The organism is Dakarella massiliensis (assembly GCF_001182045.1).
Classification (GTDB): Bacteria; Pseudomonadota; Gammaproteobacteria; order Burkholderiales; family Burkholderiaceae_F; genus Mesosutterella; species Mesosutterella massiliensis.
In genome coordinates this window covers 237,314-257,337 of record NZ_CVTY01000007.1, presented here as the reverse complement: position 1 = coordinate 257,337, position 20,024 = coordinate 237,314, and the positions used below count along the sequence as shown (strand labels likewise).

Below are 20,024 nucleotides of genomic sequence, written 5' to 3'. Positions count from 1 at the left end.
CTGTTTTAGTGAAGAAGGAGCAGCATGACTAAGTTTGACGCAAACAGCATGGGTCTCGTGCCTATGGTGGTAGAGCAGAGCGGGCGCGGTGAGCGCGCGTTCGATATCTATTCCCGACTGCTTCGGGATCGGGTGATTTTCCTGACGGGCCCCGTGACCGATGAATCGGCGAACCTCGTCATCGCTCAGCTCCTGTTTCTTGAGAGCGAGAATCCCGATAAGGACATCTCGCTCTATATCGACAGCCCCGGGGGCAGCGTTTACGCCGGCCTCGGGATCTACGATACGATTCAGTTCATCAAGCCCGATGTGAACACGATCTGCTTCGGGATGGCGGCGAGCATGGGCGCGTTCCTTCTTGCTGCCGGCACGAAGGGCAAGCGCTACGCGCTCCCGAACTCCCGGATCATGATCCATCAGCCGTCCGGCGGTTCCCAGGGCATGGCGAGCGATATTGAGATCCAGGCGAACGAAATCCTGTACCTCAAGAAGCAGCTGAATCAGATCCTCGCCGATCGTACCGGTCAGCCGATCGAAACGATCCAGCGCGATACGGACCGGGATAACTTCATGAATCCGAAGGAAGCGAAGGCGTATGGCCTGATTGACCATATCTTCGTTCGCCGCGGAGAAACAGACTAAGCCTGAGTCCAGGAAGGAAGAGGAGGGGGCTGCCGCAGGCAGCCTCTCGGAACTCTTCCCTTTACTGGATCAGCAGGAAAGCCCGGCGGGTTCAATCGTCCCTCCGGGCTTTTCAATTCCGGCGTCTGAGCCGGACAGAATTCACTATTTTTACTTTTGGAGTTCCTTCATGACAGATAGCCGTTCAGATCACGAGACCCGGAAATGCGTATTCTGCGGCCGTGGGGAAGGGGAGGTGAAGCACCTCTTCGGCGGCAACGGGGTTTTCGTCTGCGATGACTGCACGAGACAGCTCGCCTCGCTCCTCGCGGATGAAACGGGGGAAAAGGCGGCTGCGCCTTCCGTAGAAGAGGCGGAAGTCGAGGCGGCTGCCGCTGAGAAGCCGATCCCGGCTCCGAAAGAGATTTTTGAGCACCTGAATGACTACGTGATCGGCCAAGAACGCGCGAAGAAGACTCTCGCCGTTGCCGTTCACAATCACTACGTGCGTCTCCGCCACCAGGCGAAGGAAGACCGCGAGGTGGAGCTGCAGAAGAGCAACATTCTTCTGATCGGGCCGACCGGTTCCGGAAAGACGCTCCTCGCGCAGACGCTTGCGAAGGCGCTCGATGTGCCGTTCGCGATCGCTGATGCGACGACGCTTACCGAAGCGGGCTATGTGGGCGAGGACGTTGAGAATATTATTTCGAAGCTCCTCCAGGCGTCTGACGGCGACGTGAAGCGCGCGGAAACCGGCATCGTCTACCTGGACGAAATCGATAAGATCGCCCGTAAGAGCGAGAATCCCTCGATCACCCGTGACGTGTCGGGTGAAGGCGTGCAGCAGGCGCTTCTGAAGCTCGTCGAGGGGACAGTCGCGAATGTTCCCGCGCAGGGCGGCCGAAAGAACCCCGGGAAGCAGATGATTGCCGTTGACACGACAAACATCCTCTTTATCTGCGGCGGCGCGTTTGATGGTCTTGAGAAAGTGGTCCGGAACCGCACTGAGAAGAGCGGGATTGGTTTCGGCGCTGAGGTGAAGAGCAAGAAGGAAGAGCCGCTCTCGAAGCTCCTCCGGAATGTTGAGGCAGAGGATCTCGTCCGTTACGGCCTGATCCCGGAACTCGTCGGCCGTCTCCCCGTGATCACGGTGCTGTCGGAACTCGACGAAGCGGCGCTCATTTCGATTCTCACGGAACCGAAGAACGCGCTTCTCAAGCAGTATCAGGTGCTCTTTGATGATGAAGGCGTGAAGCTTGAGTTCACGAAGGAGGCGCTTTCCGCGATCGCGAAGCGCGCCATTGCCCGCAAGACCGGTGCCCGCGGACTCCGCTCCATTGTGGAGGGGATTCTGCTTGACACGATGTTTGAGATTCCGTCCCGCAAGGATGTGGAAAAGGTTGTGGTGGGCGAAAGCTGCGTGACGAAGGGAGAAGCCCCGGAACTCGTGCTTCGGAAGACGGAAGCCTGATATTTTCTGCTGCTTCTGAGTACTGAGAAACGCTCGGGTCCAAAAAGGCTCGAGCGTTTTTTTGACTTCGCTAGAATTAATTCAAGCTGCGGCGGAACCCGGAAGCCCGGGACTGCCGCTTCCGTTTCTCGAATACCCTTGAAACTGCGTTAACCGCCCCCATATATGATTTTAGGACTGCCGTCAGCCGGGACACACCCGGCCGGAAGATTGTTTCTGACGGGCAGTTTCACATTTTTTGGAACGAATTGAATGACAGAAAAAACGCAAAACACCGCTCTTGAAGTGTTCCCGCTCCTTCCGCTGCGTGACATCGTGGTGTTCCCGCGTATGGTGATCACCCTTTTCATGGGCCGGGCGAAATCGATCCGGGCTGCGGAAATTGCGATGAACCAGGGTAAGAAGATCCTTCTTGTCGCCCAGCGGGACGGCCAGATCGATGAACCGACCGGACAGGATCTGTTTAAGGTCGGCTGCGTGGGCACCATTCTTCAGATGCTGAGACTCCCGGATCAGACGGTGAAGATTCTGGTCGAGGGCAAGGAACGCGTCGATGTGAGCGCGGTGCGTGAAGTGGACGGGTATCTCACGGCCTCTGTATCGCCGCGCCCGATGAAGGAATCGGATCCGGCGGAAACGGAAGCGCTGCGCCGCGCGACCATTGAGTCTTTCACCGCCTACGCGAAGCTGAATCCGAAGATTCCGGAGGATCTCGCCCGCAGTGTCAACCAGACGACGGACGCCACGCGGCTCGCCGATATCGTGGTGCAGCAGCTTCCGGTCGCGGTGGCTGCGAAGCAGAAGCTGCTCGAGTCTGATGACCTGAACAGCACGCTCACCGAGCTCCTCAGCCTCCTTGGCGGCGAAACCGAAATCCAGAAGATGGAGAAGCGGATTCACGGCCGTGTGAAGCAGCAGATGGAGAAGAATCAGCGCGACTACTACCTGAATGAGCAGATGAAGGCCATTCAGAAGGAACTCGGGCAGGGGGATGACGGGAACGACGTGACGGACGACTACGAGAAGAAGATCGAAGCCGCCCGGATGAGCCCGGATGCGAAGGATAAGGCGCTGGAGGAACTGAATAAGCTCCGTCAGATGAGCCCGATGTCCGCTGAAGCGACCGTGGTCCGCGCGTACCTCGATACGCTGATTTCGCTCCCCTGGAGCAAGAAGACCCGCGTCTCTTCCAACATTCCGAAGGCTAAGAAGATTCTCGATGAGGATCACTACGGCCTTGAGAAGGTGAAGGAACGTATCCTCGAGTACCTGGCGGTTCAGGGCCGTGTCACGAAGGTGAAGGCTCCGATTCTCTGCTTCGTGGGCGCTCCGGGTGTCGGCAAGACGTCGCTTGGCGAATCGATTGCCCGTGCGACCGGCCGCAAGTTCACGCGTCTCGCTCTGGGCGGCGTGCATGATGAAGCGGAAATCCGCGGTCATCGTCGGACCTATGTCGGTTCGATGCCGGGTAAGATCCTGCAGAACCTGATCAAGGTCGGTGTCCGCAATCCGCTCTTCCTGCTCGACGAAGTGGACAAAATGGGCATGGATTACCGCGGTGACCCGGCAAGCGCGCTGCTTGAGGTGCTCGACCCTGAGCAGAACAGCACGTTTGAGGATCACTACGCTGAAGTGCCGTTCGATCTGTCGGATGTGCTCTTTGTCGCGACCTCGAACTCCTACAACATTCCGCCGGCGCTCCTTGACCGTATGGAAGTGATCAGCCTCTCGGGCTACACCGAAGAGGAAAAGGTTCACATCGCGGAAGAGCACCTCGTGCCGAAGCAGATGCGTCTTAACGGCGTGAAGAAGGGTGAACTCGTGATCGACCGCTCGGCGATCGTCGCGATTATCCGTTACTACACCCGTGAAGCCGGTGTCCGCGGACTGGAGCGCGAAATCAGCAAGATCTGCCGCAAGGTCGTCATGGCGAACATGATGAAGGAAGGGACGAAGAAGAACGCGAAGACTGAAACCGTTACGGTGAATGAAGAGAACATCGGCAGCTACCTCGGCGTTCGCAAGTTCACGTTCGGTGTGGCGGCGAAGAAGCCCCAGATCGGTCAGGTGAACGGTCTCGCGTGGACTGAGGTCGGCGGTGATCTCCTCTCGATCGAAGCTGCGGTCTTCCCGGGCAAGGGCATGGTCCAGCGTACGGGCAGCCTCGGCGACGTGATGAAGGAGTCCGTTGAAGCGGCCCGCTCGGTGGTGCGTGAGCGCGCTGAGTCTCTCGGCATCAAGCAGGACGTCTTCTCGAAGACCGATCTGCACCTCCACTTCCCGGAAGGCGCGACGCCGAAAGACGGTCCGTCCGCGGGCGGCGCCATCACGACGGCGATTGTTTCCGCGCTCACCCGGATTCCGGTCCGCGCAGACGTCGCGATGACGGGCGAAATCACCCTTCGCGGTGAGATCCTCGAGATCGGCGGCCTGAAGGAGAAGCTCCTCGCGGCTCTCCGCGGCGGCATCAAGAAGGTGATGATTCCGGAGGACAACGTGAAGGATCTCGCTGAGATTCCGCAGAACGTGAAGGACGGTCTTGAGATCGTTCCGGTCCGCTGGATTGAGCAGGTTCTGGAGCAGGCTCTTGTCCGCATGCCGGAGCCGCTTCCGAAGGAAGATATGGCTGAGTCGCTCGCCGCTGTACCCGCTGAACAGCCCGGCCTGCCTGAGATCGTTGCTCACTAAGCCTCAGTTTCGGGCTTGAATTAATTGACGGGGATCAAAGAAATTTGCCCCCGTCAATTTTTTTATACGGAAATTCCTAAATTGTTTTGATTTTCCACGCTCTGCGGCTAAAATCGCTCTATCCCCCGCACACAGGGGAGATTAGAAGAAGTTCATGCCCCCCACGGGGTAACAATGAAGAAGGAAATTCGATATGAATAAGTCTGAACTCGTTGAGCTCATCGCTGAAAAGGCTGATATCTCCAAAGCCAAGGCTGCTCTTGCCGTTGACGCTTTCACGGCTGGTGTTGCTGACGCCCTGGCTAAGGGTGACGAAGTCGCCCTCGTGGGTTTTGGTACCTTCACGACCGCTAAGCGCGAAGCCCGCAAGGGCCGTAACCCGGCGACCGGCAAGGAAATCACGATTGCTGCTGCCACGCTGCCGAAGTTCCGCCCTGGCAAAGCTCTGAAGGATGCTGTAAAATAATCCTTCCACTCTCGGAAAAGCTGAGCAGTCTTTATAGATCCCGGTTTTTCTGAAGAGGGCGCTTAGCTCAGTTGGTAGAGCAACGCCTTTACACGGCGTGGGTCAGGAGTTCGAGCCTCTTAGCGCCCACCAAGATTCAGCCCCGGATGCCTCTGGCATCCGGGGTTTTTTCTTATATATTCAGCCGCTGGAGGCCTTTTTGAAAAGAAATTTTTGCGGGATTGCCTGGCGTGTCGGGATAGACTGGGAGTCCGCTATAAGCGCATAGATGATCAGGAGGGACGATAAGCCCCTTTCACGGCCTCAATCCGGCTAAAGGCTGATCCGCACTACAGAAAATAACCTGATAGGCGTATAGGCTTAGCCGGATGTTTGCCGTATATTGAGTCGTTGACATTTTCATGACCCGGACGGATACCGTTCGGTCAATCCAGGGTGCAGCTATGAAGAATATCGGGATTTTCTGCTCGTCTTCCTCTCAGATCGATCCAAAGTACCTGAATGAAGGCAGGGCGATCGGAGAGGCGATCGGAAAGGCCGGAAAGACGATGGTGTATGGCGGAACGGATTTCGGTCTCATGAAGGCCGTGGCTGACGCGGCTCATGAGACGGGAGGCCGCCTGGTCGGCGTCGTGCCGAAACTCCTTGAGGAGCGGGGCCGCGCGCATACGTCGCTTGACGAGAAGATTCTCGTGGATGATCTGTCCGAGCGGAAGCGCGTCATGGTGGAACGCTCGGATATTCTGATTGTGCTCCCCGGCGGCATCGGGACGCTTGACGAAGCCTTCTCCACGCTCGCCGGCTATACGCTCGGCTATCACCATAAGCCCACGTACTTTTACGACATGCAGGGCTTCTGGAGCCCGCTCGTTGTCTTCATGAGGCGGCTTGGACGCGATGGCTTCGTGAAGCCTGAAGGGAAGGAATCCTGGCACGTGATCGCGACGCACGCGGAACTGCTGCGGATTATCGCGGAAATCTGAATCAGGGAATCAAACTTTCCTATAAGAAAAACCCTCTGCGCGAAGGTGAGTCCTTCAGACAGAGGGTTTCTGTATTCCGGGCAGAACTCACCGGAAAGCCATCGGCTTAGTGGCGGCGGCGGTTGTTGTTGCCGTGAGCAGCGCCAGGAGCCGCAGAATTCGGAGAGCGGCCTTCGATATAGCGGAAGGTAATGCGGCCCTTCGACAGGTCATAGGGCGAGAGTTCAAGCGAAATCTTGTCGCCGGCCAGAATGCGGATGTGGTTCTTGCGCATCTTGCCGCTCGTGTAGGCGATCAGTTCGTGACCGTTTTCAAGTTTCACGCGATAACGGGAATCGGGCAGCACTTCAAGCACGTGCCCGGCCATTTCAATAAGGTCTTCCTTTGCCATAGTCTGAAAACCAGAACCACAGGTGCTCCACCTTCCTATCCGATTCAAGTATTTCTGAAGTGGATACCAGGTTGGGTTCTGTAGAAACTGAGTTCCTTTACTTCCTCTGCTGTAATGAAGACTCAATTTTAACTGAAAAAGCTGATTTGTCATCCCTTTTTGATGTTTTTTTGTGGCACACGGCGTAGGCAGTTACCCTTGAAACGGCGGATCCCGTGATTTTTTACGGCCGTGGAGCGTTCTTCCGGGAGAATGACGGTGGAAAGACGGAAAAAGGCCGGGCTGAACACATTCAGTGAGGCCTTAAATGTCAGTCTGAAGACAATCAGAACTGATGACGGATACCGAAAAGACCTGCTGCACATTGTTCCCCGGAGCGCTTGTCGGGTAATGGAACGAGCTGTCAGGACCGTCTTCGATCGAGAACTGTGCGTTCGCTTCCTGAATCAGTGCCACGGCGCCCGCGTAAAGCATTGTGCGCTTCGAGAGGTTGTAGTCGTAGCGGATGCCGAAGCTGTAGGCGTCAGATTTCGAGAGCGTCTGATTCTTGTAATAAGCGGCGGTCGTTCCCAGCCGGCCGCCTAAGAGCGGTGTGCTGGTGCCGATCTGAACAAGGAAGAAATCCTGACTCCAGGGCTGATCGTTTCCATTTTTATATTCAAACTGGATCGAAGGCTTCGTGAACCCGAAGTCGTAGCTCGCGGCGAGTTCGTAGTAGGTGTCGTGTCCCGTCGGCCGGAATCCCAAAGCTGAGTTTCCAAGGTTCTGGTAGAGAACACTGCCCATGACGAAGAGCGGCCCTTTCCCATAATTCACGCCGAGGTTATAGATGTTCCCCTGCGTGCTCGACCTCGTGCCGTCAGAGCGGGTGTTTTCGCCAAGCGCCGCGTACGCCATCACGGTCACGCCGCCGAGATTCGGTGAAGCCCAGAAGATGGAATTATTGGCCCGCACGAGATCATCCTGCGTGGGATCAGATCCGCCCATGGCGTTCCCGGCTCCCGGGTAGAAGAAGGGGGAGCCTGCGGTCCCGAGTGACAGAGCGTTCGCGTCTGTCATCGGCCAGAGAAGGAAGTGAGGAGAATACTGGCGGGCAAAAGAAATCTGGCCGAATTTGGGGCTCCGGAGCCCGACCCAGGCCTCACGGTGAAAGAGCCGGCTTGTGTTTCCGGCGAACGACTGCGCGTATGTGCCGTCGTCAGAGAGGAACCCCGACTCAAGCTTGAATACTGCCTGAGCGCCGCCCATGACTCCCAGATCCTCTTCACCCTTGAAACCAAAGTAACTGCCGGATGAACCGCCGCTGTGAAGCCCTGAAGAAACGGTTCCGCTGTCATTATTGACGGACACGTAGGAATCAATCAGCCCATACACCGATACCGAAGACGCGGCGCTTGCCGCGGATGGAATTCCGACGGCTGCCAGTATGGCCGCCATGGCCGTGAGTAACTTTCTCAATCTGTTCTCCTTTGATTTAATAGCGTCCTCGCTTACAGATACCCTGTCTCTATAAGCCATCAGACGTAGGTAAAAAAGATAGAGAAAGGAAAGTGGTTTCTCCGTTGTCCGGACAACACTCCGGAGACAGGACGGTAAATCCCGCGGCGGAAACCGCTGATAATTCAGACTTATTTTTGCAACTTGCTAATTCAAAATAATTTTTTCAGAATAGAGGCGCTCTGCCCCTCATAAAAATAAAAATGGGCAGGCTTCAAAAATAAATTGATTTAATGAAGGAGAGAGAGGTGAGGCAGGTTTTTCTGAACGCGCCATGGGTTCACGATGCGGAACCCCCTCAGCTGAAGGCGATTTTTGAGCAGCACGGGGTGCTCCGCAAGTTCCCCAAAGGGTTCATTTTCAATCACGGCGGACCCCAAGGATAAGTTCCGCGTTTTTGGCATTCTGCCGCCGGACCGTGTGGTGGGTGATCTTGATGCGGTGACGCAGTTCAGCATTAATGTGTTCGCGACGAGCGCCCGGCCGACAGAGTGTCTGGTGGTTCCGGGGCGGGTCTATCGCGCGGCGCTTGAAGCGGATCCGGAACTCATGAAGCTCTACGCGATCAACGCGGTCGCGAAGGAAGAAACCCATATGGAAGGGATGATGGCGGTATTCACGCTGCCCGCGGAAAAGCGTCTGATCGCGCTCGCGTCCTCTGTTATCAATTCCTACTATCCCCTGAAGGCGGACGGCTGGAATCCGATGCCGCTTCAGCTCACGACGTTCGAAATCGCGGACATCACCTCCTCAAACCGCTCGACAGTCAGCACGATCATCAATCAGTGGGTGGATAAAGGCCTCGCGAAGCGGGATGGGAGCTGGCTCGAGCTTCATGGCAAGCTTTTCCGGGATGAATACGACTGGCTGAACTTCAATTCCCGGGGAAGCCGGGCCCCGTAATCCGGATCTTTTAGATCCTTATACCTAGGACTGTTGAGCAGACAACATCAGCGATACGGAGTTCAGATTACTCTCCAACTAGTTATTTCGAACAGAGAGCGCCGGAGAGACGGCGCCTCGATATAGCGGAGAGATATAGATGACACTCAAGCATTTTCTGACCCGTACGGCGGTCGCGGCCGCGGTTGTTGCTATTGCCGGCGCGGCAGGCGCTGCTGAGAAGCAGATGACGGCGGATATTGTTGTGGTGGGCGGCGGCGCGGCCGGCATGGCGGCTGTGACTCAGGCGGTGGACGCCGGCAAGAAAGCGATCCTTCTTGAAAAGAACGCGTTCCTCGGCGGCGGTGCCTCGATGGCGGAAGGCCTTGGCGCGGTTCAGACCCGCTGGCAGCGTGATAAGAATTATTCGCTTGCCGTGGAAACAGCGTACAACCGCATGATGAGCTGCACCCATTACAAGACGAACGGCCCGCTGCTGCGCCGTTTCCTTGAAGGGCCCGCGGAAAATCTTGACTGGCTCTCGAAGCATAACCTCACGTTCCATCTCACGCAGATGTCGCCGACCGAATGCATTACCTGGCACGTGGTCGGGAAGTACAAGAATTCCGAGCACGGCGCGGCCTATATTGCGGCTCTGAGCGACTGGGCAAAAGAGAAGGGCGCCACGATCCTCACGAGCACTCCGGCCAAGTCTCTCATCACGGGAAACGGCCGTGTGGTCGGCGTGAAGGCTGCGGATAATCAGGGCAACACCTACACGATCCGCGCGAAGGCGGTCATCATTTCGACCGGCGGCTTCAATAACAGCCCGGAGCGTGTCCGCGACTGGGGGCACTATGATCCGGCGGTCTATCAGGGACTCGTGCCGCTTAATAAGACCGGTGACGGTATCGCGATGGCTGAAGCCGCGGGCGCAGTGCCTGGCAACATGGCTCTGATGACGCACCCCGGTACGCGCGCTTCCAATGTGAAGCTCCTCGGGAATATCTGGGTGATGTCCTGGCAGCCGAAGCCCGTCTGGGTGAATGATTCCGGCAAGCGCTTTGTGCGTGAGACCGTGACGCATGAGTTCTCGGACGCCGCGAACGCTCTCGGTCAGCAGCATAATGGCTACGCCTGGGCGATCATCGACTCCAACATGGTGGATTACTTCGAAAAAGAAGGTCTTGATCTCGGTGTCGGCGTGCTCGTTCCGGTGGGCGCGAAGATGACCGATATGAAGAAGGAAATCAAGGACGTTCTCGCGAAGGGATCTGACGGTTTCAAGTCCGGCGCGACGATCGCGGAACTCGCGAAGCAGATCGGTGTTCCGGCCGCTACGCTTGAAGAAACGATGAAGCGCTACAACGAAAACGTGGCCTTCGGCTTCGACCGTGATTTCTATAAGGAACGCGAGTGGCTGACCCCGATCAACAAGGGCCCGTTCTACGCGATCAAGATTGCGCCATATTCCTTCACTTCGATCGGCGGCATCAAGATCGATCAGTACATGCACGCGCTCGATAAGAATAACCAGCCTGTGAAGGGACTCTACTGCACGGGTATGGACGCGGGCGGTATGTATGGCGACAGCTACCCGGTGTGGTTCTCGGGTAACGCCTTTGGATTCTCCTCCTGGTCCGGCCGCCATGCGGCTCTTCAGGCGATTGAGGACGAAAAGCTTTAACTCTCTCTCCTCTGATCCATGGGAATGAATCAGCGCCCCGCCTTTCTCTCCAGAGGGCGGGGCGTCAATTTTTTGCAGTGTGTAAAAAGCGAATCCGGGGACGGGTTTTGCGGGGCTATAGTGAAAAGGCAGATTGAAAACCCTACGGAGCCTCTTTTTATGAAAATGAAAAAAATCCTCCTCGCGATGAGTCTTGGCGCGATGGCTTCGGTGCCGGCGGCCGCGTCTGCTGCGGATCTCACAGCGGCGCCGGACGCAGAAATCACGCTATCCACCACCGTCGCCCGTACGGTGCCAAACGATGAAGCGGTCCTGACACTCGCGGTGACCCGGCAGGGCGCTACGGCGAAAGACGCTCAGAAGGCGATGCTCACGGTGCTGAATCAGGGTATGAAGGCACTCCGCGCCGCGCTTCCCGCCGGGAAGGCAGTGCTCCAGTCGGGAAGCCTCTACACAAACCCCAATTACTCCCAGGCGAAGAAGGGCGAGGGGGTGAAGATCCTCAACTGGACGTCCCGCGAGGAAGTCCGGGTAACGCTGAAAGATCCGTCACTCGCCGGTGAAGCGATTGACGCCGCGAACCGGTATTTTGAATTCTCCGGACTCCAGTTCCGGGTTTCCCGTGATGCGTCGCTCAGGAACCGCTCTGATCTGATGGCTGACGCGATGGCGGATCTGGGTGCGAAGGCCGCGGTTGTCGCGAAGGCTTTCGGCATTCCGGCGAGTGGCGTGAAGGTCTATAAGCTTTCCTTCGGCGGTCAGACCGGGAACTACTACCCGCAGGCACCGATGCTGATGGCGGTCCGGAAAGCAGCACCGGCAGCGGATTCTGTTGAAATGAGTCCCGGGGAGTCCGATGTGTCACTCTCCGCGAGCGCTGTATTCAAGATTAAGTAGAGCTTTAATTAAATACACTTAATGTATTGAATGAAAAAATAAATCCCGCAGAAAAATTTCTTCTGCGGGATTTTTATTCAGAGCTCCTGAGCGATTCAGGGGCTCATCCAAATCGCCTTACGCCGGGACGCCGAACGCGAGCGGCGGGGGAGTCGTCATGCGGATCATCTTGCGGTTGATGTCCTTCACGGTCGCCGCGCCAGTGAGCGTCATCGCGACAGCGAGTTCATTCCGGATCGTGTTTGCGAAGAGTTCGACGCCGTCCGCCAGTGCGCCGTGAGCGCCGCGGACAAAGTGACGGCCCGCGAGGCAGGCATTAGCGCCGAGGGCGATGTATTTCTCCACATCGGTGCCGCGTTTCACGCAGCCGTCGACGAGGATCATGCAGCGGCCGTGGATTGCGTCCGCGATGGCGGGAAGCACTTCCGCGGTCCCGGGTTCGTCTGCGAGTACGCGACCGCCGTGGTTCGACACCACGATACCGGCAGCGCCCGCGTTGAGGCAGAGAAGCGCCTCATCTGTCGTGAGAATGCCCTTGAAGAAGAGCGGAAGCGGGCTCGCCTTCACGAGCTCACGGAGCTGCTCGGGAGTCTTCGGCTCAACGGTCTGACCCTTCGTCGCGCGGGCCGCGCGGCCGGCGGAATCCAGGTCGATCGTGAAAGCCACGACACCGGCGTTCGCCGCGATCTTCATGCGCTCAATAATGTCCTGCTGGCGGCGGGGTTTCAGGCCAACGATCGCTTTGAAGCCCTTAGATTTCAGTGTCTGGAGCCGTTCCTCAAAGACATTCAGGGGGGCACCGATGCCGTCAGCCACTGCTCCTAGCGTGCCGGCCGCGGTGCAGCCGCCGCAGATCGCGGTGACAAACTCGGCTTCCGTCAGATGACCGCCCATGTTATAGGTTGTGCCGCCGGTCGGTGCCGCCATGACCGGCATCGAAAGCTTGTTTCCAAAGAAATTAAAGGAGGTATCCGGCACATGGACACCATGCACTACGCGGCCATTCAGACGGATCGCCGCGAGCGCGTCGTAATTCGCCTGGAAGGAACGGTACGCGCCCATGCCGCCAAAGCCCGGCACCTGGCCGATGCAGGGACCGCGGCCGTTGCACTCCGCGCAGACGTAGCAGCGGGGCATCATCATTTCGCGCGCCCGGTCAAGCACGTCCTTCATTTTGAGATTCTTGCCGGTGAGGGGGCGGATCTTCTTCTCGGGTTCTTCCGCGGCCTGGGTAACAACCGGAATGCCGCTGATCGTAGAGGCGGCGGCGATAACGGCTCCGGCCTTGAATAGACCGCGACGGTTGAGGTCGATAGTTGACATGTTCTGCTCTCCTATATAAGACACTGAATTTCTCAGGCAGTGTCATTTTTTTGTCAGACGGTTTTCGTGCTTTCTGCCGTCTGATTTCATATTATTCGAAAGACTTAGTTCTCAGAAAACAGTATTCATATAATGAAATCTGATTATTCAGCAGGTGAGCCCGAAAAACTCCATAATGCTGAAAGATCGGCAGATACTCGTTTTTTTGAATCACGCCGATAATTGAGATCGGTTCTCAACTAGTTAAATAATGAATAAACAGTATCGGCAGTTTTTCTGAGGCGAAACGGAGCAGGGCGTTATGGGAAAACTATTGGAAGGGACACTGACGGACGATACCCCGGGATGGAATCCGGCACACGCGATTCTGCAGGACGGTGCCCGGGCCTTTGTGGCTTTCGGAGCGACCCGGAGTTTTTCTGAAGCGGCAAAGCGTGTGGGAAAAAGCCAGCCCTCGGTGTCCCGCGATGTCACGCTGCTTGATCGCTCGACGCGGCCGATCCGGCTGACTCCGGAGGGGGACGCCCTGCTTCGGTTTCTCGATTCCGAGCAGACTGAGCTCACGCACCTTCTGCAGGGGCTTCGCGAAGCGAACGCGATCCGGCCCTCTTTAAGAATCGGAATCTGTGAAAGCGTCGCCTGGAGCTACGCGGATGTGATTGCGTCCCGCCTCGCGTCCCGCCTTTCCGATATCCGGATCGTTGTCGCGTCAAGCGGCGCGATGCTTCCGGAACTCGATGCCGGCGAACTCGATATGCTTTTCTGCTCAAACCCGTTTGCGAACCGGAATGATCTGAACCGGATTCCGGTGTTTGAGGAACCATCAATCCTCATTTTCCCAAAGGCGTTTGATCTCGCGCCGCTAGGGCACCCGATCACCTGGGAGTCGCTTCGCACCTGCGGTCTGCCCCACATCCGCTGCTCCAAAATGAATGCCGCGGGGCAGAGCGAAGTGAATTACTTCAATACCCACGCGCTGGAGTTTCCCGGACGGATCGTTGTGAACGAAAATTCCCTTCTTCTTAAGCTCACCGCTGAGGGCCACGGCTGGGCGCTTGCCAGGCCGACCACGCTCGCGCAGTATCCGGAACTTGCGCGCGAAGTGAACGCGGTTCCGATGCCGCCTCCCGTGCTGCTCAGACGGGCATCCATTATTACGAAGAAGGGAGCCCGGCCATGGGTCGCGGATGCCGTGGCGGCTGTGATCCGGGATCACTACGAGGCGTCCGTCGCGCCGGCTATCGCCCGTCTGGTCCCCTGGGTCAGGGATACGCTTTATACGGTGAAAACCGGTGACTTCGGAAAACCGGTGCGGCATGCCGCTGTCCGGTTCGCGGCGGTCTGACGGGGCTAGCGTATCTGATGCGCTAAGATCTCAGGCTACAGACGAACCAATTGCTCCGCGGCTGAGCCGCTTTGGAGTCCGCACTCATGCTTTCCTCCCTTTGGTCACTCGCGGCCGCCGCCAGTTTTTCTCTGATGGCCGCGATCGTGAAGCTTTCATCCGGCGAATTCGGGTCACTCGAACTGGTGTTCTACCGGTCGGTTTTCGGCATGGTGCTCATGATGTTTTTGGCGGCGTCCCAGCACGGATCCATGCGGACGGAGCATTTCAGGGATCACATGATCCGATCGGGGCTCGGGGTGCTGTCCGTGGCGCTCTGGTTCTTTACGCTCCGTGACATGACGTTCAGCACCAATATGACGCTGATCTACACGACGCCGCTTTTTATGGCCGCGAATTTCATCGTGCTCGCGAAGATGAAGCACGAACGGGCTCCCTGGGCGATGGTAGCGTCTATTCTCGTGGGGTTCATCGGTATTACGCTGATTCTGCGTCCGGAATTTCATGAAAAGGATTTCATTCCGGGGCTTGTCTGTCTTTTTATCTCAGCGATCGATCTGCTCGTTTACTGGCAGATGCAGAAGATGGGGAAGCTGGGAGAACCTTCCTGGAGAATCGTGTTCTACTTCTCGTTGCTTGGCGCGATCTTTTCCTTTATCGGCCAGTGGGTGTTTTCTGACGGTTTCCATTTCCCGAGCCCGCATGGAGCGTTCTGCATTCTGGGAATCGGGGTATTCGCGACACTGGGGCAGATATTTATGACCCGGGCTTACGCTTACGGGAACCTGCTCCTGTCATCCTGCCTTGGTTTTTCGGCGATCCCGTTCTCCGCGATTTTCGGCTACTTTATCTTCGATGATCCGATCACAGTGATGTCGCTGATCGCGATGTCGCTTGTGCTCGCTTCCGGTGTCGCGGCTTCCGTGACAACGAAAAGGATGGAGGAGACGCTCGTTCACGGGAAAAGAGGCTGAGCCTGGAATTTAGGAGAAAAGATAATGAAGGTCATTGATTTTGAAAACTTTCTGCTTCACCCCGATCTCGCGGTTGCGGAGGCCGCTATTTCGGGTGGCCCGATTCTCGTTTCAGGCTGCCGGGCGGGGACCGCGGTGATCCTGTCGCTGGATGCCTATAACGAACTGAAGGCCGCGGGGTTCACGGCCGGCAAGAAGGGAGAGGGAGCCCCCGAAAGCTCTGAGGATCCGAATACCCAAACACCATAATCCCGATATCTTTCCGTTCATCCCGGCGGTAGTATTACAGAAATGGCGGACCCCGCGCGGAATCCGCCGCGTTCCAAGAGAAAAGGGATGGAAAGCATGGCTAAGGTAACCTTTATCGCGACCGGCGACAGTTTCATCACGCGTCATATTTCAGAGGATGGTTACGACGGCTTTGAGAAGCTTCGAAAACTCATCCGGGATCATGATGTGAAGTTCGCTAACCTCGAAATGACTTTTCATCGGTGTGAAGGATCCCCGGCCGCGGCGTCCGGCGGGACCTGGGCGATGACCGATCCCTCCATGCTTGATGAAATGCGGCGGTTTGGTTTCAATCTCTATAACACCGCGAATAACCACTCGGGTGATTTTGGTGAGGGCGGGGTGACCGCGACAATCCGGCATCTTGAAGAGCGCGGGATGATTTTCGCGGGTACCGGGAGGACGCTTGAAGACGCGTTCCGCGCGGCGTATCTCGAGACCCGGCATGGAAGAGTGGCTCTGATCGGCGTGACGTCATCACTCGATCCGGCGGCAATCGCGGGAAGCCAGGGCGTGGATATGCCCGGGCGCCCGGGGCTCAATCCACTTCGTTTCCGCACCATTCATCATGTGAACGCCCGGCACTTCGAGATGGCGGAGGAACTCGCCCGGGTGACTGAAGTGAATGCCCAGAAAGACTATCTCATTGCGACCGGATATTCGTCACCATACCCGGACGGCACGATGCCGCTTGGTGGCATGAATTTCGAGCTGAATGATCTGGAAACAGATCCGGAGCGGAATGAGACGGAACCGCTTGTCATCGACCTGAAACGGACGGTGGCTGAGATCCGCGAAGCGAGGCGCCAGGCGGATATCGTGGTGGTTTCTGTTCATACTCACGAAATGAGAGGACGCGACACGATGGTGCCGCCTGAATTCCTCGAAACCTTTGCTCACGCCTGCGTGGATGCCGGAGCCTCTGCTGTGATCGGTCATGGACCTCATCAGCTGCGGGGCCTCGAAATTTATAAAGGCGCTCCTGTTTTCTACAGTATCGGGAACTTTATCTTTGAAACCGAGACGGTCGAGCGGCAGCCCGCTGATGCATTCCTCGGAAAGGGCATGCCGGCTGACACCAAGGTCGGCGCCTATATGGATGCTCGAAGCATGAACGGAACGCGGGGTTACATTGTGGATCCCCATATCTGGGAAGCTGTGGTTCCGGAGTGGACCGTGGCAGACGGTAGAGTGAGAGATCTTGTGCTGTACCACGTAACCCTCGGTCAGAAAGCTCCGCGCTCTGAGCGGGGTCTCCCCCGTCTCGCGGAAGGGGACGAGGCGAAAGCGATCCTCAGCCATCTCAAGGATCTTTCTGAACCCTACGGGACGAAAATCCAGATTGAGAACGGTGTCGCCCGCGTTAAGCTCGGAAGTAAGGCGTAAAAGAATAATCAAAGTATCATTTTCAGTACGTACATCTAACCTCAGGATGAATCACTATGAAGATCCTATTGCCAGTCGATAACAGCCCGCTCAGCGACCATGCGGTGAGTTTTGTGGCGAGCCGCGCGTCGCTCCTCGGCGAAAATCCCGAAGTCACGCTCTTTAACGTTCAGACCCCGTTCTCAAACCGGAGCGCGCTTCTCGGTCAGGCAAAGATCGATGAGTATTACCATGCGGCAGAGGAGAAGGCTTTCGGCGAAGCCCGCAAGAAGCTGTCCATGGCCGGGATTTCGGTCCGTGAACGGACCGCAGTCGGCAATCCCGCGGAAATGATCGCGGAAGAAGCCGATAAGATTCATCCGGATCTGATCGTCATGGGAAGCCGCGGCCGCGGCCGGATCGCCGAGATGCTGCTCGGCTCCGTAACGACGGGAGTGCTTGCCCGCACCCGTGTGCCGATTCTGATTCTCCGGGGTGACAAGGCTCCGGAAGGAAAAGAACTGAAAATCGGGCTCGCGGTTGACGGTTCAGCCTACAGCGAGGCAGCTGCCCGATATGTTGTCCGGCACCGCCATCTCTTCGGGCCGGGGAATCCCTTTACGGTCTTCACGGTGGTGAATGACTATTCGGGTCACGACTACTCGATGCTTTACGCCATGACGGAAGGCCGCCTGACGGGGGACGAAGCGGAGAAACTCGAGGCTGAGGAGTTTGATGAAGCCATGCGTTCGATCCGCCCGATCTTCCAGGAAGCGGATGTGCCGGTGAAGGAAGTTTGTCTGCACGGGAACCCCGCGGAACAGATTTCGGAATTCGCGAAAGCGCAGCAGTTTGACCTCCTCATTATGGGGTCTCACGGATACAACAAGTTTGAGTCCGCGGTGCTGGGATCCGTTGCAGCTCATGTTCTCGCCGCCACCACGATTCCGGTGATGGTGATCCGTACGGCTGCCCGTCTCGGCGATCGTCCCTGAGCGGATTTCTGATCCGGAATAAGAAAAGGGAGCGGCCCTGAAAGCCGCTCCCTTTGTGTTGCCTGTCCGCCGAAGAAAGCTTTCGGCGTGAATCTTTCCTATCAGTGCTGCATATGCATGTGATCATGCCCCTGCATGTCTGCCGGGGAGGATCCCATCGGCATGGCGGCAGCGGGGGAAGAGGCGGAGACGGAGGTCATTCCGTCAGACGCGGGCTGAGACGCAGCGGCGTCAGCCCCTGGGTATTCGGTTCCTGCTGCATCGGGGCGGCGTTTGATGGGCCCATATCCATACGTCCGGAAGCCGGATCCATCTGCATCGGGGAGCCGGAATTCATTTCCATGGCGGCGTGGTCATGCATCGGATGCGCGTCGCCCGTGAGAGCGGGATCGAGCATGCCGAACACCATCGCGAGGTGGGCGATGATGAGGTAGCTGATGAGCCAGATGAAGTGATGCTTGATCTGCTTCACGCTCAGGTGACGGCCGGAGAGGGCAATCAGAACCGCCGGAATAAAGGCGAGGAAGAAGAACGCGATCGCGAGGATGTCAATCGGACCCTGCCACTCAATTCCCGGAACGACCGCGACGAGGAGATACACGACGAGGCAGGCGTAATAAATCGCGAGGAAGAAACCGAGGTACTTCGTGAGCTTCTCGGCGAACGTCGACTGGGCAGCGTCACCGTGGGTAGCTTTCCCGTAGAGAACAAAGAATTCGCTGGCGACGATGGTTTCCGCGCACGCGACCGGGATCACCATGAAGAGAATCAGATTCCACGGCTGATTGGCAGCGAGCAGCGCCATATAGGCGGTCATTGACATAATGTTGTCCTTCTGGCTTTTTCTCCGATTGGGCGGGGTTCATCGATAGCGGACAGCGCCTCGGAGATTGAAAAGTGAGTGATAGCCTGCGGGTATGGATGGCTGAAACTGATTGGTCAGGCGTCCCCCGCAGAAGGCGCTATTTTCTGCTCATTTTTGTGTCCTTGCGAGAAATGCAGGGGGTGAGAATCACTTCGTTACATTTGTCTCAGGGCAGAAAAAAAGAGCCCGGGGGAACCGGGCTCAAAAAATACGGAGAGAAAAGACAGAGACAAACTGCAGAAACTTACCAGGCCGGGAAGGTGGAATCCCCGAACCGTTTTTCGATGAACGCCTTCACGTTCGGCTGGTGATAGGCCTTGATGGAGGTCTTCACCCAGGGCTTATTTTTGTCAGCCGTACGGACGACGAGAACATTGGCATAGGCGGAACCCTTGGCGCTCTCAACGAGAACACCCTGCTTCGCGATCGAGAGACCGGCCGGGCGGGCATAGGTGCCGTTCACGGCGGCAGCCGCCACATCAGGCAGCGCGCGGGGAAGCTGCGGCGCCTCAATTTCGACAAACTTCAGCTTCTTCGGGTTCGAAGTGATATCAAGCGGCGTCGCCTGGAGACCGGAACCCGGGCGGAGCTTGATGTAGCCCGCGTTCTGAAGGATCAGAAGCGCGCGGCCTTCGTTCGTGGCGTCATTCGGAATGGCGATCTTGGAGCCGTTCGGAATGTCCTTGAAGCTCTTGTAGCCCTTATTCGAGAAGAAGACGAGAGGCGAAATAATGGTCTTCGCGACGCTCTCAATCTTGTAGTGACGATCCTTGATCTGACGGTCAAGGTAGGGCTGATGCTGGAAGCTGTTGATATCGATGTCACCTGTGTCGAGCGCCACATTCGGAGCGATGTAATCGCTGAACTCGAACACCTTGATCTGGAGACCGAGCTTCTCGGCGTTCTTCTTCACGACTTCCATAATCTCGGCCTGTCCGCCCGGGTTGATGCCGACACGGATCACGGGGGTGGAGGAGGCGGCGAGGGCGCCGGAGGCAAAGAACGGAGTCGAAAGAGCGGCAGCGGCAAGGGCTGCGAAGAGGGAACGGCGATTCAGCATAGTATTTCTCCAGAACTTGATTTTGTTTTCAAGGGGTGGCGGCCCTCATAGCCGCGCCCCGTGAGAACAGTTGTACCTGAGAGAAAAAAAAGATGATCCGGGAATCCTGTGCTCCGTGAGGTATTACCAAAGAGGCCTGCGGAAATTTCTGTGGAGGATCAAAAACAGTAATACCGGCGGTGCCAAAGCCGCGCCCTGACAGCGTTCCTGCAAAGCAAAGATATAA

18 protein-coding genes and 1 tRNA gene are annotated in these 20,024 nt (G+C 57.0%); 14 read left to right on the top strand and 5 right to left on the bottom strand.

What is annotated here, in order from left to right:
• Positions 1 to 24: 24 nt before the first annotated feature.
• The 6 genes from clpP (at position 25) to BN1936_RS07490 (ending at position 6,229) form a co-directional block, all read left to right on the top strand.
• Entirely contained in the window at positions 25 to 642 is a 618-nt protein-coding gene (gene clpP / locus BN1936_RS07515) for an ATP-dependent Clp endopeptidase proteolytic subunit ClpP (RefSeq protein WP_022444246.1), read from the top strand.
• A 169-nt stretch (positions 643 to 811) separates the two neighbouring features.
• Positions 812 to 2,092, top strand: a complete 1,281-nt coding sequence (clpX, locus tag BN1936_RS07510; protein ID WP_049687440.1) for an ATP-dependent Clp protease ATP-binding subunit ClpX — start codon at positions 812 to 814, stop codon at positions 2,090 to 2,092.
• A gap of 252 nt (positions 2,093 to 2,344) precedes the next feature.
• On the top strand, positions 2,345 to 4,780 hold the full coding sequence (lon, locus tag BN1936_RS07505) for an endopeptidase La (protein WP_049687068.1): 2,436 nt from the start codon (positions 2,345 to 2,347) through the stop codon (positions 4,778 to 4,780).
• A 193-nt stretch (positions 4,781 to 4,973) separates the two neighbouring features.
• A complete protein-coding gene (locus BN1936_RS07500; RefSeq protein ID WP_049687067.1) occupies positions 4,974 to 5,246 on the top strand; it encodes an HU family DNA-binding protein in 273 nt (90 codons plus the stop codon).
• A 56-nt stretch (positions 5,247 to 5,302) separates the two neighbouring features.
• Positions 5,303 to 5,378, top strand: a tRNA-Val gene (locus BN1936_RS07495).
• A 311-nt stretch (positions 5,379 to 5,689) separates the two neighbouring features.
• A complete protein-coding gene (locus tag BN1936_RS07490; RefSeq protein WP_022444243.1) occupies positions 5,690 to 6,229 on the top strand; it encodes an LOG family protein in 540 nt (179 codons plus the stop codon).
• A gap of 106 nt (positions 6,230 to 6,335) precedes the next feature.
• Here the strand turns inward: BN1936_RS07490 and infA are convergent, their stop codons facing one another.
• Together infA and BN1936_RS07480 are read right to left on the bottom strand one after the other, a co-directional pair.
• Entirely contained in the window at positions 6,336 to 6,620 is a 285-nt protein-coding gene (gene infA / locus BN1936_RS07485) for a translation initiation factor IF-1 (RefSeq protein ID WP_022444242.1), read from the bottom strand.
• 303 nt (positions 6,621 to 6,923) lie between these two features.
• Positions 6,924 to 8,078 (bottom strand): porin, encoded by a 1,155-nt coding sequence (locus tag BN1936_RS07480; protein WP_157274785.1) that lies wholly within the window; start codon positions 8,076 to 8,078, stop codon positions 6,924 to 6,926.
• A 462-nt stretch (positions 8,079 to 8,540) separates the two neighbouring features.
• Between BN1936_RS07480 and BN1936_RS07475 the strand changes: the two genes are divergently transcribed.
• From BN1936_RS07475 to BN1936_RS07465, 3 genes are all read left to right on the top strand, one after another.
• A complete protein-coding gene (locus tag BN1936_RS07475; RefSeq protein ID WP_148521210.1) occupies positions 8,541 to 9,020 on the top strand; it encodes a cyclic nucleotide-binding domain-containing protein in 480 nt (159 codons plus the stop codon).
• Positions 9,021 to 9,159: 139 nt separating this feature from the next.
• Positions 9,160 to 10,686, top strand: coding sequence for an FAD-dependent oxidoreductase (locus tag BN1936_RS07470; RefSeq protein WP_049687064.1), 1,527 nt, complete (start codon positions 9,160 to 9,162; stop codon positions 10,684 to 10,686).
• Between the two features lie 159 nt (positions 10,687 to 10,845).
• Positions 10,846 to 11,583 (top strand): SIMPL domain-containing protein, encoded by a 738-nt coding sequence (locus BN1936_RS07465; RefSeq protein ID WP_022444238.1) that lies wholly within the window; start codon positions 10,846 to 10,848, stop codon positions 11,581 to 11,583.
• Positions 11,584 to 11,700: 117 nt separating this feature from the next.
• On the opposite strand, the gene BN1936_RS07460 is transcribed toward BN1936_RS07465, so the two are convergent.
• Positions 11,701 to 12,906 (bottom strand): alpha-hydroxy-acid oxidizing protein, encoded by a 1,206-nt coding sequence (locus tag BN1936_RS07460; protein ID WP_082164524.1) that lies wholly within the window; start codon positions 12,904 to 12,906, stop codon positions 11,701 to 11,703.
• A 301-nt stretch (positions 12,907 to 13,207) separates the two neighbouring features.
• Here BN1936_RS07460 and BN1936_RS07455 point away from each other — a divergent pair, with 301 nt between their 5' ends.
• From BN1936_RS07455 to BN1936_RS07435, 5 genes are all read left to right on the top strand, one after another.
• On the top strand, positions 13,208 to 14,251 hold the full coding sequence (locus BN1936_RS07455; protein ID WP_022444236.1) for a LysR family transcriptional regulator: 1,044 nt from the start codon (positions 13,208 to 13,210) through the stop codon (positions 14,249 to 14,251).
• 86 nt (positions 14,252 to 14,337) lie between these two features.
• Complete coding sequence (locus BN1936_RS07450) at positions 14,338 to 15,225, top strand: DMT family transporter (protein ID WP_049687062.1); 888 nt, start codon at positions 14,338 to 14,340, stop codon at positions 15,223 to 15,225.
• Between the two features lie 24 nt (positions 15,226 to 15,249).
• The gene (locus BN1936_RS07445) at positions 15,250 to 15,474 is read left to right on the top strand and encodes a hypothetical protein (RefSeq protein WP_022444626.1); all 225 of its coding nucleotides are present in this window, start codon (positions 15,250 to 15,252) and stop codon (positions 15,472 to 15,474) included.
• A gap of 87 nt (positions 15,475 to 15,561) precedes the next feature.
• Positions 15,562 to 16,899 (top strand): CapA family protein, encoded by a 1,338-nt coding sequence (locus BN1936_RS07440; protein WP_232422086.1) that lies wholly within the window; start codon positions 15,562 to 15,564, stop codon positions 16,897 to 16,899.
• Positions 16,900 to 16,955: 56 nt separating this feature from the next.
• A complete protein-coding gene (locus BN1936_RS07435) occupies positions 16,956 to 17,873 on the top strand; it encodes a universal stress protein (RefSeq protein WP_022444624.1) in 918 nt (305 codons plus the stop codon).
• Positions 17,874 to 18,069: 196 nt separating this feature from the next.
• Here the strand turns inward: BN1936_RS07435 and BN1936_RS07430 are convergent, their stop codons facing one another.
• On the bottom strand, positions 18,070 to 18,696 hold the full coding sequence (locus BN1936_RS07430) for a DUF6803 family protein (RefSeq protein WP_022444622.1): 627 nt from the start codon (positions 18,694 to 18,696) through the stop codon (positions 18,070 to 18,072).
• A gap of 286 nt (positions 18,697 to 18,982) precedes the next feature.
• A complete protein-coding gene (locus tag BN1936_RS07425) occupies positions 18,983 to 19,795 on the bottom strand; it encodes a MetQ/NlpA family ABC transporter substrate-binding protein (protein ID WP_049687435.1) in 813 nt (270 codons plus the stop codon).
• Between the last annotated feature and the right edge of the window lie 229 nt (positions 19,796 to 20,024).